This window comes from Streptomyces sp. Je 1-4 4N24, assembly GCF_026239515.1.
GTDB classification, from domain to species: Bacteria; Actinomycetota; Actinomycetes; order Streptomycetales; family Streptomycetaceae; genus Streptomyces; species Streptomyces nigrescens.
On record NZ_CP110836.1, the window covers coordinates 7,690,396 to 7,704,817 of the forward strand.

Here is a 14,422-nt window from a genome sequence, read left to right on the forward strand (position 1 = left end):
TCAGGACGAGCGGGTGCGCGCGACCAGGGCCGTGTCATTGCCCCAGGCATCGCTCCGGGCCGGGGCGCCGGACCGCCCGCACACGTCGCCCGCCATACTGCCTGCGATCTTTCTTCGCACCCCGAAGGGAACTTCGCAACGTGTCCTCCGCCGCCCCTCTCCCCGCCACGAGCACCCGCGTCGTCATCGTCGGCGCCGGTCCCGCCGGGCTCATCGTGGCGAATCTGCTGCGCACCGCCGGAATCGACTGTGTGCTGCTGGAGGCGGAGAGCCGGGAGTTCATCGAGCGGCGGCCGCGCGCCGGGTTCCTGGAGGAGTGGGCGGTGCGCGCGCTGGACCGGCGCGGGCTGGCCGACCGGCTGCTCGAACGGGCCGGTACACAGGGCGAGTTCGAGTTCCGGTTCGACGGGGAGCGGCACACGGTACGGACGGCTGAGCTGACGGGCCGCCGCCACTTCGTCTATCCGCAGCCCCTGTTGGTCACCGACCTCATCGCCTCGTACGCGGACCGGGCGGAGGGCGAGGTCCGATTCGGGGTAGGGGAGGTGGCACTGCACGACATCGACAGCGCCCGGCCGGCGGTGTCGTACACCGATCCGGTGACCGGCGCCCGGCACCGGATCGAGTGCGACTTCATCGCGGGCTGCGACGGTGCCCGTGGAGTGACCCGGGCGGCCGTCCCCGGCGGCCGGGCGGCCGTCACCCGCCATGACCACGGCGTCGCCTGGCTCGCCCTCCTCGCCGAGGCACCGCCGTCCGCTGACGGGGTGGTCTTCGGCCTCCACGAGCGCGGATTCGGTGCCCAGATGGCCCGCAGCCCCCAGGTCACCCGCTATTACCTCCAGGTCGCGCCCGGGTCGGACGCCGAGGACTGGCCGCATACGCGGGTGTGGGACGAGCTGCACCGACGGCTCGCCGCCGAGGGCGCCCCGCCGCTGACCGAAGGGCCAGTGATCGAGAAGGTGGTCCTGGACATGCACAACTACGTGGTGGAGCCGATGACCTTCGGCCGCCTCCACCTGGCGGGGGACGCGGCGCATCTGGTCGCGCCGATCGCCGCGAAGGGCATGAACCTCGCGATCAATGACGCGCTGCTGCTCGGCGACGCGCTGATCGCGCACTACCGGGGCGACGACAGCGGTCTGGCCGGATATTCCGAGGCGTGTCTGCGGCGGGTCTGGCAGTACCTGGAGTTCTCGCAGTGGCTGTCGGACGTGCTGCACGGCGCCTCGTCCGGTGACCGCTTCCTGGCGGGCACGGCACGGGCGCGGCTGCGGCGGCTGCTGGGGTCCGCGTCCGCGGCGAAGGCGTTCGCCGGGCTGTACATGGGCGAGGAAGCCGATCTGTGAGGCCGTGCGGGACCGGGCGGACGGCACTTCCGTGGGGTGATTCACAACCGGGAGGGGGTGCGATCCCGCGGGCCTGGGTACGCGGCCTCGTGATCGCCGGGCGAGATACCGTTGAGAAGTGGTAGAAATTCGGCGAAAAGCATCGCTGAGTCACTGAGGAAGGAGACGTATGTCATCGAAGCGCCGTCGTAAGAAGAAGGCCCGTCGCAAGAACGGTGCCAACCACGGCAAGCGGCCCCAGTCCTGAGCGAAGGCTGCGACCGACCTCGCCGATGGGGTTTCTGTGGGCTCCCCGCGTCCGTGCTTCCGCGGACGCGCGGAGCCCACAGCGGTATGCCCCCCGGCTCACGCCTTCGTCAGGGCCTCGCCTATCCGCTGGGAGACCTGTACCTGGGTGGCGTCGCGCCGGGTCGGGTTGAACGAGAAGACCGCACGGCGCTGTTGGTCACGGGTGGCGACCATGGCCGAGCAATAGCCGTACCGCTCACCGGTCTTGCCCCACAGGGTGATGCCGTTCATCGTGACGGTCTGCAGGCCCGCGGCATAGTGCGCCGGGCTGCCGTCCACCATGCGCACCTCGTCCGGCGGCAGGGTGAACATCCGCTCCAGCTCATGGGGCGGCAGGAGTTCGCCCGAGAACAGGGCGGTGAGGAAGCGGTCCAGATCGCCGGTGTGGGAGATCATCTCGCCCCCTCCCCAGGCGGCCGACTGGTCGAACTCGGTGATGTCCAGCAGGGACCCGTCCGTCATCCTCATATAGCCGTGCACATGCGGCCCGTGGATCCGGGGGTCGTTGCCGGGCACGCTGGTGTGCCGCAGACGCAGCGGGCGGAGAATGCGACGGGTGATCACCTCGCCGTAGCGGCACCCCGTCAGCCGCTCGATCAGCAGCGCCAGAAGGATGTAATTGATGCTCCGGTACTCCTGTTTGGTGCCGGGGGTGAACTTCATGGGGCCGTGCGTCACCCGTGCCACGAGTTGTTCGGGCGTCCACCGGTCGTAGCGGTGCCGGGCGATCTCCTCCGGGGAGGACGGGTCGTAGGGCGGGTCCTGCTCGTCGGGGAGTCCGCTGGTGTGGTTCAGCAGCTGCAACACCGTGATCGGCGGGAACTTGGCCGGCAGCAGTCCGGGCAGCAGACGCTGCACCGGCAGCTCCGGTGACAGCCGGCGCTCGGCGGCGAGCTGCAGCACCACCGTCGCCACGAACACCTTGGTGATGCTGCCGATCCGGAAGGTGTCCCGCTCATGGACCCCGCGGCCGGTGTCCCGGTCGGCGATACCCGCGTTGCCGTACCAATGCCCGGCCGAACCGCTCACCCGCAGCTGGGCCGCGGTCAGCTGCGGGTGCTCCAGATCGGACAGGGCCGCACGCAGCGCGGTCACATTCAGGGGAGGGACGGGGACGGGAGCGGGCGGGACCCGACGGGCCGGACCGCCGCCCGACGGGGCCGGGGCCGGCCGGGACGCGGCGCGGGCCGGACCCGCCGTCGCGGCGACCACCGCACCGGACAGGGCGGCCCCCACAACTGCCCTGCGGGACAAGGAAGAAAGGCTCATGTCGAACAGCTTTGCGGTCGCGCGCCGCGAGGGCGTCAGGGTCCTCCCTGACCCGACCCTGAACCACCCCGCATGCGCCCCCGGATACGCCGCACCCCGACCCAGGCCCGATCCGCGCCCCGGCCCACGTCCGGCCCACGCCGTGACGGCGCCCGAGTAGAGGGAGCCGGGGCAGCGGTCTAGCGTGGAAGGGAGTTTCGCCTCCCAGGAGGGGCTGTTGCCATGTCACTCGGCACGACGGACAAGGCCGCCGGGGGCCGGTTGTCGCAGTTTCTCGACAGCCCCGTCATCGGTATGTCGCCCTGGATCGCGATGTCGGTCATTGTCGGGCCGGGCCGCTTCGAGCTGGCGGTGGCCATAGCCCTGGCCCTCGCCGTGGCGCTCGTCATCGTCGGCCGCATACGCCGTCCCGGGAGCTCCTTCAAAATCCTTGAGATTGCCGATGTGGTGTTCTTCGCGGTGATGGCGATCATCGGCATCCTCGCCTCCCCGGGCGCATACCGCTGGCTGGAGAATTATGCGGGGGAGGTCGCGAACATCGCACTGATGGCGATCGCCCTCGGCTCCATGGCGTGCCGGGTGCCGTTCACTCTGCAGTACGCCCGGGAACAGGTGCCTCGTGAGTACTGGAACGAGCCCAGATTTCTGCGGACCAATTACTACATCACGGGTGCATGGGGTGCCGCATTCGCGGTGGCGGCGATAGCGGGGGCGTACGGCGACCTCGTGCTGCGCAATTCCAATAACCTGTGGACGGGCTGGATCATCCAAATCGGGGCCATCATCGCGGCCTTGCAGTTCACCGAGTGGTACCCGGACGTCGTGCGGGCCCGTTCGCTGCGCGAACGGAATCTGCGCGGCCCGCCCGAACCCCCGGTGAGCGATTTCCTCATCCCGCTGGCGGGCTATCTGACCCCGGTGGGCATCCTGGTGCTCGCCTTCGGTGCCGGGCCGGTGTGGCTGGGCGTGGTGCTGATCGTGCTCGGGGTGGTGCTCGCCAAATCGCTGTCCCGCACCGAAGAGGCAGAACCCGACGCCTCGGGGTAAGGGGTTGACGGCACCGGGTGCCAGGTGATCTAAGGGCTGTCCCGTAATCCCTGGCGGGCGCACGACGACAGCTACGGCACCTCGCCGCGTTGCCGAAACGCCCGAATAGCTCCGCTATTAGGACGCTCCGGCGCCTTGCGATGCACCGCATCTGACGCCGTGCGCTGATCCACCAGGGATTACGCGACAGCCCTTAGAATCGGCGGATGATCTTTATCGTCGTCAAGTTTCCCGTGAAGCCCGAGTACGCCGAAGAGTGGCCGCAGCACGTCAAGCCCTTCACCGACGCGACCCGCGCCGAGCCCGGCAACCTGTGGTTCGAATGGTCCCGCAGCATCGAGGACCCGAACACCTATGTCCTGGTCGAGGCGTTCAAGGACGATGCCGCCGAAGCGCATGTGAATTCCGACCACTTCCGCGCCGGGATCGAGCAGATGCGCCCGCTGCTGCGCCGCACCCCCGACATTGTGAGCACCACCATCGAGGGTGCGGACGGCTGGAGCGCGATGGGTGAGATCACCATCGACTGAGATGGGTGAGATCACCATCGGCTGAAGGGCGCCGGAGCACCGGCTGAAGGGCCGGAGCGGGCTCGCCGGGGCCCGCCGGGCCCGCTATGCCTCCTTCACCAAGTGGCTGATGAACCAGTCCCGGGCGAGGTCGGCGACCTGTTGGAGGGCGCCGTGCTCCTCGAAGAGATGGGTGGCGCCGGGAATGATGTCGAGGCGGGTGGTGCAGCGCAGCGCCGCCTCGGCCTCCCGGTTGAGGTCGATGACCAGGCTGTCGTTGCCGCCCACGATGAGCAGAGTCGGCGCCCGTACCCCGGGGAGCAGCGGTCCGGCGAGGTCGGGCCGGCCGCCGCGGGAGACCACCGCTGCGACGTCCGCGCCGGGGGCGGCGGCGGCCCAGAGCGCCGCCGCGGCACCGGTGCTCGCGCCGAAGTAGCCGACCGGTACGGCGGTGCGGTCGCGCAGCCAGCCGGTGGCGTCCGTCAGCCGCTCCGCAAGGGTGGCGATATCGAAGACGTTCGCCCGGTGGGCTTCCTCGGCCGGGGTGAGCAGATCGAAGAGCAGAGTGCCCAGGCCCGCCTCGTTCAAGGCCGTGGCGACCAGCCGGTTGCGTGGGCTGTGGCGGCTGCTGCCCGAGCCGTGCGCGAACATCACCACCGCGCGGGCACCCGCCGGCAGGTTGAGGTCCCCGGTCAGCCGGACCCCGGCGGCGTCGATCGCCACCTCCTCCTCGATGTCCTCGTCCGCCGCGCTCTCCGCGTCCGGCGCGGAGCCCGCCGGCCCGGGGCCGGCCGCGGCCTGGGCCAGCAGCGAGACGACTTCGTCGTCGGGGGTCTGGGAGAAGTCCTGGTACCACTCGCCGACGGCGGAGAAGGCGAACGGGGTGGAGAGGCAGACGAATTCATCGGTCGCGCCGCGCAGCCGCTCGGCCGCGTCCGGCGGCGCCACGGGTACGGCGAGCACCACCCGGGCCGCGCCGTGCGCGCGTGCCACCTGGCAGGCGGCCGCCGCGGTGGCGCCGGTGGCGATCCCGTCGTCCACCACGATCGCCGTCCGGCCTTCGAGGGAGAGCCGCGGCCGCCCGGCACGGAAGCGCTCCGCCTGACGGGCGAGTTCCGCCGCCTCGGCATGCTCCACGGAGGCCAGATCGGCCTGTTCGAGCCGGCCCCGGCGGACGATGTCGTCGCTGATCACCCGCACGCCGCCCTCGCCGATGGCGCCGAATCCCAGCTCGCGCTGGTAGGGGACCCCCAGTTTGCGGACCACGATCACATCGAGCGGTGCGTGGAGCGCCCGCGCCACTTGGAAGGCCACCGGGACCCCGCCACGGGGCAGGCCCAGCACGACGGGCTCTTCCCCCTCCAGGTGCCGTAGCGCTTCGGCGAGGCGGTGCCCCGCATCCGCGCGGTCAGTGAACAGCACAGTGTGCACCCCCTAGCCAGGGGAGACGGAAGCTGCGTTCACACCTCACTTCGAAATAACCCCATTCACCGTGACTTCGCAAGTCGGGCCGTGGGCGGTGGCCGGCCGTCCGCCCGGCCACCGCCGACCGTGGTTACCGTCGGCGTATGAAGGGAATCGGAGCGGTCCTGATCGATATCGACGGTGTCCTCACCGTGTCCTGGAAGGCGCTGCCCGGGGCGGTCGCGGCCATGGAGCGGCTGCGCGCGGCCGGGCTCCCGCTGCTGCTGGTCACCAACACCACCTCGCGGACCCGCGCCGTGGTCGCCGGGCGGCTGGCCCGGGAGGGATTCCCCGTCGGAGTCGACGACATTCTGACCGCACCCGCCGCCACCGCCGCCTACCTGCGCGAACACCATCCGGACGCACGCTGTCTGCTGATCAACAGTGGTGAGGTCCGGGCGGATCTGGAGGGGGTGGAGGTCGTCGGGGAAGGGAGCGGCGAGGCGGGCCCGGGGGCGCCGGACGTGGTGGTTTTCGGAGGCGCGGGTGAGGAATTCAGCTACCCGGCCCTCAACACCGCCTTTCGCCATCTGCAGCGCGGCGCCCGGCTGGTCGCCATGCACCGCAATCTCTACTGGCGTACGGCGGACGGGCTCGACCTCGACACCGGGGCCTTTCTGCCGGGCCTGGAGCGGGCCGCCGGGGTCGAGGCGACGGTCACCGGGAAACCGGCCGAGGCATTCTTCGCCACCGCCCTGGCACAGCTCGGCGCCACGGCGTCGCACACGCTGATGGTGGGCGACGACATCGAGTCCGATGTGCTGGCGGCGCAGCGCTGCGGGCTCACCGGGGTGCTCGTCAAGACGGGCAAATATCTGCCGGAGACCCACCGTGCGGCCAGTGGGACCCCGGACCACGTCCTCGACTCCTTCGCCGGTCTGCCCGCCCTGCTCGGTCTGCCCGGTGCGCAGGAGCCGCCCGCCCCGTGAGCCGGGGTGCGGCACCGACCCGCACGCCTCACCCGGCGGCGGCCCTGGCGCGCCGGTAGTGGAGCAGGACGACGCCGTTGCCGAAGGTCCGGGTCCCGGCGAGTTCCAGGGCGGTCCTGGTGTCCGCCGTCCGGAACAGGGGCTTGCCCCGGCCGATGAGGACCGGGTGGACGAAGAGGCGGTACTCGTCGATCAGATCGTGCTGCCGGAAGGCCTCGGCGAGGTTGGGGCCGCCCAGCACCAGATCGCCGCCGGGCTGCGCCTTGAGCGCCATGATCTCCTCGGGGACGACGTCCCGCACGAGGGTGGAGTGGTAGCCGCCGGCGTCTTCCAGGGTCCGGGAGAACACGTACTTGGGCATGTCCCGCCAGATCCCGGCGAATTCGGCCATGGGGCCGGCATGTGCGGGGTCGGCGTCGGCGGTGGGCCAGAATCCGGCCATCAGCTCATGGGTGACCCGTCCGGTCAGGAAGGCGCCCATCGGCCGGAGCCAGTCGTTGAAGTACTGGTGCAGCTCGTCATCGACCAGGTGCCAGTCGATCTCGCGGTCCGGGCCCTCGAAGAAGCCGTCAACGGACACCGACAACGACAGAATGATCTTTCTCATCGCGGACCTCACGGAAGTCATCGGGCCGGCCGGCACCGGCCGGAGGGCCCCAGTGTGCCCGGCGGACGCGGCGGCGGCCGGTACGCCCCAGTACGGCGCGCCGGGCGCCGGCCGCCGGTCAGGGCGGGCCGGTGAGCAGCGCCGCGATCTCCTCCGCCGTCCAGTGGCCATCGGCTCCCGGGCAGCCGGCGAGATAGCCGGCGGCCCGGCGGGCGCTCCATCCGTGGGAGGCGACGATGCCGGCCGCGATATGCCGAAGATAGGCCGCGGCGGGAGGGTTCACGGCGACGTCCTTGCTGCTCCAGGGGGCGGTGAAGGTCAGCACCGGGTAACCGTCCAGCAGCCCGGCACACACGAGCGTCTCGTACCGGCCGGGACCGAGCCGGGCCCGGCCGCGGGTGACGGCCTCCGTCAGATCGAGATCCTCGCCGGGCTCCCGGTACATCTCCTGAGCGGCGATGTCGGAGAACTGGGAGAGCGTCAGCAGATAGCCCCGGGACGGAAGTTCGCCGCTTCCGGGCAGGTTGTCCGGCGCGGCGTCGGGGTCGTAGAAGGCCCTGCCGCCGGTCCACACCTGCGATTCGGTGGCGAAGTAGAGCAGTCCCGGCAGCATGATCGGTGCCGTACGGGCGGGAGCGCGCGGGTCCCGGCAGCCCGGGTAGCTGCGCAGTCCGCCGGGCGGCCGTCCGCCGGCCAGGTAGGCGGTGAGCCGGTCGAGATGCATGTTGGAGCCGTAAGCGGCGTACCACAGGTGGCGCACGGGGGTGCAGCGCCGGACGGCGTCGGGGGCGTCGTCCAGGGCTTCGAGGCGTCGGGGCCTGATCACGCCCTCACGCTACGCGGACCGGTCCGCCGGCGCGGCGCCCGACGGGGTCACCGCCGTGCCGAGCGGGCGGCCGTGCGGGGCGAGGACGTACGGGCGGCGACGCGCGGGCGATGCCGTGGGGACGGGCGGCGAGGTCAACCTGGCTTGATCGTTATCACCCCGGGTTTTGCCGCGGAGGGTCTGGAGATGCGCACTGCACGGACAGGACCGGTCCGTACGACAACCGGTGTCCGGCCGGCGGCCGGAGGCCGGGGGACGGAGGCAGTGTGGTGGACAAGGTGCCGGGGCGAACCGACGCAGAGATACGCAGTGCCGGGGCGGCGGGCCGCCGCCCCGCGAGGGAGCCGCACACCAGCCGGCGTCAGCTGCTCGCGGCCTCGACAGCGGCCGGGCTCGGGCTGCTCACGGCCTGCGCGGGCACGTCCTCACGTGCCGACTCCGCGTCCAGGGCCTCACCACCCGGCGGGCCGGGGTCCTCCCCTTCGGGCGCGACCGGCACCCCGGGCCCGTCCGGCTCCGCGCCCTCGGGTCGCCCGACGAAGCGACGCCGTCCCGAACTCCCGCGGGGAGGACGGGAATTGTTCCCGCGGTACCGGCTGGTCGGGTTCTGTGGCCTGCCCGGCGCCGCGGCGCTCGGCCGGCTCGGGACCGGCGACCCCGAGCGGCGGGCCGCCGAGGCGGAGAAGGTGGCGCACTCCTATGCCGCGGGGCGGGAACCGCTGCCGGTACTCGAAATCCTGGCGACGGTCGCCAACTCCGCGGCCGGCCCGGACGGCATGTACCGCTCACGGACGCCCGACGCCACCGTCCGCCGCTTCCACCGGGTGGCGCGCGACCGCCGCGGGCTGCTGTTGCTGAACATCCAGCCGGGCCGTGCCAAGGTGCTCGACGAGGTCAAGGCGCTGCGTGACTGGCTCGTCCACCCGGACGTGGGGATCGCCCTCGACCCGGAATGGGAGATGGACTCCGGCCAGGTGCCGGGCGATACCTACGGGCACACCGACGGCCATGAGTTGACCGAGGTCGCCCGCTATCTGTCCGGGCTGGTCGAGGCGCACGATCTGCCGCAGAAGCCGCTGGTCTTCCACCAGGTCGCCACGTCCGTCGTGAGCGAGCAGTCGGCGCTGCGCCCGCAGCCCGGTGTGGCGCTGATCAAGAGTGCCGACGGCATCGGCTCGCCCGGCCTGAAGCGCGGAACCTGGCGCAAGCTGGTCAACGACCTGCCCGACGGCCTGCACACCGGCTTCAAGCTCTTCTACGAGGAGGACGCCGAGGGCAGTCGCCTGATGACGCCGAAGGAGGTGCTGGCCCTCCGGCCGCAGCCGGAGTATGTGATGTACGAGTGAGCCGCCCGGAACGCTTGCGTTCCTGACGGCTCAGGCGCTGGGCGGGGCGGCGGCCCGCCGCGCGACGGACATCGGTCCGCCCGCAGGTGCGGCGGCCGGTGATCCGTCGTCAGTACGCGTGCCTGTCCGGCCGGTTGGTCCATGCCGCATAGGCATGGGCGCCCAGCTCGGGGTAGATCTGTGCGATCTTGATCCGTCGCTCGTCGAGCGGCCGCTGGAAGTCCTCGTACTGGAACGTGTCGTCGAAGCCGATCCGCGCGGTGTCCGCCAGGTCGCAGCTGTAGTACACCGCGTCGATCCGTGACCAGTAGATGGCGCTCATGCACATCGGGCAGGGGGCACCGCTGATGTAGATCGAGCAGCCCTGCAGCATACGGGCGCGCTCCGCCACCGGGTCCGGTGACCCTTCGGGCCGGGGGACGTACTCCAGCGTGCTCTCGTTCTGATGCTCCACGGCGATGGACGGAGCCTCAGGGTTGAGGACCTGAATGGCTTTGCTGATGGTCTCCATCTCGGCGTGGGCGGTGGGGTCGCCGGTCAGCAGAACGCGGTTCTGCCCACGGGCGAGGATGTCCCCGTTGCGGGTGATCACCGCGCCGAACGGGCCGCCCCAGCCGTTCTCCACGGATTCCGTGGCCAGCCGTACGGCCTCTGCGAGGAGTTCTTTGTCTTCCATCACGGACTCTCCGATCGGCATCGATTCCTCTGCGGAACGGACTGAATAAAATGCCCAATTTGCCCCGTAATTCCCTTATGTACTAGGCTACTCGATGTGAGTGCCCGTGCAAGCCGTGATTCCACGGCCCTCAACGCCACCGTCGTGACCTCGCAGAAGGTGCGCGAAGGCCGGGCCGACGAGTACCAGCGCTGGCAGGATCGGGCGAATGCGGCGGCCCGCGAATTCGCGGGTTTTGTGGGTGCCGAGGTTTATCCGCCCGGCGCCGGTGAGGCCAACGAATGGGTGGCCGTTTTCCGCTTTTCCGCCATGGATTACCTGACGGCATGGCTGGATTCGGACCGACGGCAGGAGTTGCTGGACGAAGCCCACGAACTCTTCGAGGGCCCGCCGACGCAGGAGGTGCTCCAGGGCGGCAGTCCCGCCCAGCCGGCCCCCGAGGTGGTTACGGCCGTGATCTCCCACGAGGTGAAGCCGGGCTGCGAAGAGGGCTTTCAGAAGTGGCAGGAGAAGACGCTCGGGGAGCAGGAGAAGGCACCGGGCTTCATGGGATCCGAGCTGTTCGCGCCGGTGGCGGGCGTCCAGGACAACTGGGTCGTCGTCTTCCGGTTCGAGTCGCGTGAGTACCTCGACGACTGGCTCGCCTCCGACGTGCGCAAGAAGCTGTTGGAGGAGGGGAGCAGATATTTCACCTCCTACGACGTGCGCAAGGTCGGTTCGTCGTTCAGCGGCTGGTTCCGCTTCGATCACGGAGAGGACCGGAGCGCGCCGCCCAACTGGAAACAGGCCATGACCGTCCTGCTGGCGCTCTATCCGACGGTGATGGTGCTCAACCTGACCGTGGGATACGGACTGGAGAAGCTCGACATCCGGGAGTACATCGGCCTGTTCCTCTCCAATGTGCTGAGCGTCAGCGCGCTGACCTGGCTGCTGATGCCGACGGTGAACCGGGTGTTCGCCTTCTGGCTGGTGCCCGCCCGGGTCCGCACCCGTCGGGTGCAGGTGCTGGGTATCGCGCTGGTGGTGTTCTGCTATCTGGTGTTCATCGGCGTCTTCGGCATGATCACCGGCCAGATCTGGTGAGGAGGGCCCGATGCGCCCACGGGGAGCGGCAGTTGCGGCGGACATCGAGGGCACACTGATCCGGCGGGGCGACCCCGGCTACGAGGACGCCCGGACCGGCGCGGTGTGGAACGAGGTCACGCCCCGGCGGTTCCCCGACGTCCTCGTGCGGGCCGCCACGGAAGCGGACGTGGTGCACGCCCTCACCTGGGCCCGCGCCCAGGGCCTGCGGGTCTCGCTGCGCTCCGGCGGGCACAACTGGTCCGGTGCACCACTGCGCGACGGGGGCCTGCTGCTCGACCTCTCCGGACTCCGGCAGTGCGGCATCACACCCGCGCACGGCAGCGAGCCGGGGACCGCCACGGTGGGGCCCGCCGCCACCGGTCAGGACCTGGTCGCGGCCCTCACCCCCCAGGACCTGGCCTTCCCCGTCGGCCACTGCCCCACCGTGGCGGTCGGCGGCTTTCTGCTCAGCGGCGGCCTCGGCTGGAACTCCCGTGCATGGGGGGCCTCCTGCGCCTACGTGCGCGAGATCCGGGCCGTCACCGCCGACGGGCGGACGGTCATCTGCAGCGACACCGAGTACCCCGATCTCTTCTGGGCCGCCCGGGGCGCCGGGCCGGGATTCTGTGCGGCCGTCACCGGCTTCCGCCTCGCCCTGCACCCCCACCCCGCCTCGATCATGGCGACCGGCCTCACCTTCCCGCTGGACCAGGTCAGCCGGGTGACGGACTGGGCGGAGCCGCTCGCCCGCCGCCTCCCGCCGTACGTCGAAACCGCCTTCGTCCTCGCGTCCTGCGGACCGCCGACCGTCGGTGCTCCGCGGGGGCCCCGGATCACGGTCGCCGCGACCGCGTTCGCCGCGACGGAACGGGAGGCCCGGCAGGCGCTGGCGCCGTTCGCCGACTGCCCCTTCGGTGCCCGCGCCGTCACCCGGCAGCCGCCCGCTCCGGTGTCCTTCGCCGCCCTGCACGAGGGCGCGGCGGCGATCTGGCCCCCCGCACACCGGTATGCGGCGGACAACCTGTGGTCGCCGGAGAGCCACGCCACCCAGCTGACCCGGATCGCCGACGCGATCGCCCACGCCCCCTCCGGCAAGTCCCTGGTGCTCTCGCCCGTGCAGCCGGTCTCCCAGGACCCCACGCTGCTGCGGAACATGGCCTTCGCCCCGCTCGGCGAGTCCTACCTCGTGTGTTACGCGATCTGGGACGACCCGGCCGGGGACCAGGACAATGCGCGCTGGCTGCGGGACGCCATGGCCGCCGCGGACCCGCACGGCGACGGCTGCCGCTACATCGCCGAGACGGACCTGGAGGCCGACCCCGCACGGGCCCGGCGCTCCTACACCCCCGCCACCTGGGACCGCCTGCAGGAGATCAAGGCGCAGTGGGACCCGGAAAACCTCTTCCATTCCTACCTCGCTCCCTGACGGGGCGGCCGCGGGCGCGGGTTCGCCGTCCGGGGAAGCGGGGACGGCGCCACGGGGGCACCATGGCCCTATGCTGCTGGCGCATCTCGCACAGGTGTCGGCCGAGGTCGCCGCGACCTCGGCGCGTTCGCGGAAGATCGCGCTGCTGGCCGGCCTGTTCCGGGCCGCGGCGCCCGAGGACGTCCCGGTGGTCATCCCGTATCTCGCCGGACGGCTGCCCCAGGGGCGGATCGGGATCGGCTGGAGCGTGCTGCGCGAGCCGGTGCCGGCCGCGGACCGCGCCACACTGACCGTACGTGACGTGGATACCGCGCTGACCGGCCTGGCGCGGGTCTCCGGGGCCGGGGCGCAGGCCGGGCGGCGCGCACGCGTCCGGGAGCTGCTGGCCGCGGCGACGGCACAGGAGCAGCGCTTCCTGACCGGTCTGCTCACCGGCGAGGTGCGGCAGGGCGCGCTGGACGCCATCGCGGCCGAAGGACTCGCCGCCGCGACCGAGGTGCCCGCGGCGGACGTCCGGCGGGCCGTGATGCTCGCGGGATCGCTGCCGGACGTGGCGCGGGCGCTGCTCGCCGAGGGGCCGCCGGCCCTCGCGGACTTCCGGCTCACCGTCGGCCGGCCCGTCGGACCGATGCTGGCGCACAGCGCCAAGTCGGTGGCCGAGGCGGTCGACCGGCTCGGCGCCTGTGCCGTGGAGGAGAAGCTCGACGGCATCCGCGTCCAGGTGCACCGCGACGGCCCGGACGTCCGGATCCACACCCGCACTCTGGACGAGGTCACCGACCGGCTCCCCGAGATCACCGCGGTCGCCCGGGACCTGCCCGCCACCCGCTTCATCCTCGACGGCGAGGTGATCGGCCTGGACGGCGCGGGCCGGCCGGTGCCGTTCCAGCGGATCGCGGGACGGTTCGGCTCGCGGGTGGACGTCTCCGCGGCGCGGGCCGCGCTGCCGCTGTCCCCGGTCTTCTTCGACGTGCTGTCGGTCGACGGCCGCGACCTGCTGGAACTCCCCGGCGAGCAGCGGCATGCGGAGCTGGCCAGGCTGGTCCCCGAACCGCTGCGGGTGCGCCGCCAGGTGGTCGGCGACCCGGCCGACGCCGCCGCCCGTGCGGCCGCGGAGGAATTCTGGGCGGAGACCCTGCGCCGGGGGCATGAGGGAGTCGTGGTCAAGGCGCTGGACGCTCCCTACAGCGCGGGCCGCCGCGGCGCCGCCTGGCTGAAGGTCAAACCCGTGCACACTCTGGACCTGGTGGTGCTGGCCGCGGAGTGGGGACACGGCCGGCGCACCGGGAAGCTGTCCAACCTCCACCTCGGGGCGCGGGCACCGGACGGCGGCTTCGTCATGCTGGGCAAGACCTTCAAGGGGCTCACCGACGCCATCCTCGGCTGGCAGACCGCGCGGCTGCGGGAACTCGCGGTGGCGGACAACGGCCATGTCGTGACGGTGCGTCCGGAACTCGTCGTCGAGATCGCCTACGACGGGCTGCAGACCTCCTCGCGCTACCCGGCGGGCGTGACCCTGCGCTTCGCGCGGGTGGTGCGCTACCGGGACGACAAGACGGCGGCCGAGGCGGACACCGTCGAGACGGTGCTCGGCGCGCACGACGGCGGGGCGTCGTAGCCG

At 71.5% G+C, this 14,422-nt stretch carries 13 protein-coding genes; 8 read left to right on the forward strand and 5 right to left on the reverse strand.

Annotated elements, in window-relative coordinates; all coding sequences use genetic code 11:
- The first annotated feature begins 140 nt into the window (after positions 1–140).
- Entirely contained in the window at positions 141–1,349 is a 1,209-nt protein-coding gene (locus SLV14N_RS33670; RefSeq protein ID WP_263272410.1) for a 4-hydroxybenzoate 3-monooxygenase, read from the forward strand.
- 345 nt (positions 1,350–1,694) lie between these two features.
- On the opposite strand, the gene SLV14N_RS33675 is transcribed toward SLV14N_RS33670, so the two are convergent.
- The gene (locus SLV14N_RS33675; protein WP_263272411.1) at positions 1,695–2,906 is read right to left on the reverse strand and encodes a serine hydrolase; all 1,212 of its coding nucleotides are present in this window, start codon (positions 2,904–2,906) and stop codon (positions 1,695–1,697) included.
- A gap of 222 nt (positions 2,907–3,128) precedes the next feature.
- Here SLV14N_RS33675 and SLV14N_RS33680 point away from each other — a divergent pair, with 222 nt between their 5' ends.
- The gene (locus SLV14N_RS33680; protein WP_208686178.1) at positions 3,129–3,953 is read left to right on the forward strand and encodes a hypothetical protein; all 825 of its coding nucleotides are present in this window, start codon (positions 3,129–3,131) and stop codon (positions 3,951–3,953) included.
- A gap of 206 nt (positions 3,954–4,159) precedes the next feature.
- Positions 4,160–4,483: a putative quinol monooxygenase gene (locus SLV14N_RS33685; protein ID WP_018090784.1), complete on the forward strand. Its 324-nt coding sequence runs from the start codon at positions 4,160–4,162 to the stop codon at positions 4,481–4,483.
- A gap of 84 nt (positions 4,484–4,567) precedes the next feature.
- On the opposite strand, the gene SLV14N_RS33690 is transcribed toward SLV14N_RS33685, so the two are convergent.
- Positions 4,568–5,884, reverse strand: coding sequence for a phosphoribosyltransferase family protein (locus tag SLV14N_RS33690; protein ID WP_263272412.1), 1,317 nt, complete (start codon positions 5,882–5,884; stop codon positions 4,568–4,570).
- A gap of 146 nt (positions 5,885–6,030) precedes the next feature.
- Here SLV14N_RS33690 and SLV14N_RS33695 point away from each other — a divergent pair, with 146 nt between their 5' ends.
- A complete protein-coding gene (locus SLV14N_RS33695; RefSeq protein WP_208686182.1) occupies positions 6,031–6,855 on the forward strand; it encodes a TIGR01458 family HAD-type hydrolase in 825 nt (274 codons plus the stop codon).
- Between the two features lie 28 nt (positions 6,856–6,883).
- Here SLV14N_RS33695 and SLV14N_RS33700 read toward each other — a convergent pair whose 3' ends face one another.
- Positions 6,884–7,462, reverse strand: a complete 579-nt coding sequence (locus SLV14N_RS33700) for a dihydrofolate reductase family protein (RefSeq protein ID WP_208686184.1) — start codon at positions 7,460–7,462, stop codon at positions 6,884–6,886.
- 118 nt (positions 7,463–7,580) lie between these two features.
- Positions 7,581–8,288 (reverse strand): histone deacetylase, encoded by a 708-nt coding sequence (locus tag SLV14N_RS33705; RefSeq protein WP_263272413.1) that lies wholly within the window; start codon positions 8,286–8,288, stop codon positions 7,581–7,583.
- A 578-nt stretch (positions 8,289–8,866) separates the two neighbouring features.
- Here SLV14N_RS33705 and SLV14N_RS33710 point away from each other — a divergent pair.
- Positions 8,867–9,634: a hypothetical protein gene (locus SLV14N_RS33710; RefSeq protein WP_208686187.1), complete on the forward strand. Its 768-nt coding sequence runs from the start codon at positions 8,867–8,869 to the stop codon at positions 9,632–9,634.
- 109 nt (positions 9,635–9,743) lie between these two features.
- Here the strand turns inward: SLV14N_RS33710 and SLV14N_RS33715 are convergent, their stop codons facing one another.
- Complete coding sequence (locus SLV14N_RS33715; protein ID WP_241746178.1) at positions 9,744–10,331, reverse strand: nucleoside deaminase; 588 nt, start codon at positions 10,329–10,331, stop codon at positions 9,744–9,746.
- A gap of 75 nt (positions 10,332–10,406) precedes the next feature.
- Here SLV14N_RS33715 and SLV14N_RS33720 point away from each other — a divergent pair, with 75 nt between their 5' ends.
- From SLV14N_RS33720 to SLV14N_RS33730, 3 genes are all read left to right on the forward strand, one after another.
- A complete protein-coding gene (locus tag SLV14N_RS33720; RefSeq protein ID WP_259670591.1) occupies positions 10,407–11,393 on the forward strand; it encodes an antibiotic biosynthesis monooxygenase in 987 nt (328 codons plus the stop codon).
- A 10-nt stretch (positions 11,394–11,403) separates the two neighbouring features.
- On the forward strand, positions 11,404–12,801 hold the full coding sequence (locus tag SLV14N_RS33725) for an FAD-binding oxidoreductase (protein WP_263272414.1): 1,398 nt from the start codon (positions 11,404–11,406) through the stop codon (positions 12,799–12,801).
- Between the two features lie 70 nt (positions 12,802–12,871).
- Positions 12,872–14,419, forward strand: coding sequence for an ATP-dependent DNA ligase (locus tag SLV14N_RS33730; RefSeq protein ID WP_208686191.1), 1,548 nt, complete (start codon positions 12,872–12,874; stop codon positions 14,417–14,419).
- The last annotated feature ends 3 nt before the right edge of the window (positions 14,420–14,422 follow it).

Bases quoted from the DNA above. Each gene is read 5' to 3' on its own strand.
- SLV14N_RS33700 (WP_208686184.1), bottom strand. From the start codon at position 7,462: ATGAGAAAGATCATTCTGTCGTTGTCGGTGTCCGTTGACGGCTTCTTC.
- SLV14N_RS33675 (WP_263272411.1), bottom strand. From the start codon at position 2,906: ATGAGCCTTTCTTCCTTGTCCCGCAGGGCAGTTGTGGGGGCCGCCCTG.
- SLV14N_RS33695 (WP_208686182.1), top strand. From the start codon at position 6,031: ATGAAGGGAATCGGAGCGGTCCTGATCGATATCGACGGTGTCCTCACC.
- SLV14N_RS33725 (WP_263272414.1), top strand. From the start codon at position 11,404: ATGCGCCCACGGGGAGCGGCAGTTGCGGCGGACATCGAGGGCACACTG.
- SLV14N_RS33730 (WP_208686191.1), top strand. From the start codon at position 12,872: ATGCTGCTGGCGCATCTCGCACAGGTGTCGGCCGAGGTCGCCGCGACC.
- SLV14N_RS33680 (WP_208686178.1), top strand. From the start codon at position 3,129: ATGTCACTCGGCACGACGGACAAGGCCGCCGGGGGCCGGTTGTCGCAG.
- SLV14N_RS33685 (WP_018090784.1), top strand. From the start codon at position 4,160: ATGATCTTTATCGTCGTCAAGTTTCCCGTGAAGCCCGAGTACGCCGAA.
- SLV14N_RS33715 (WP_241746178.1), bottom strand. From the start codon at position 10,331: ATGCCGATCGGAGAGTCCGTGATGGAAGACAAAGAACTCCTCGCAGAG.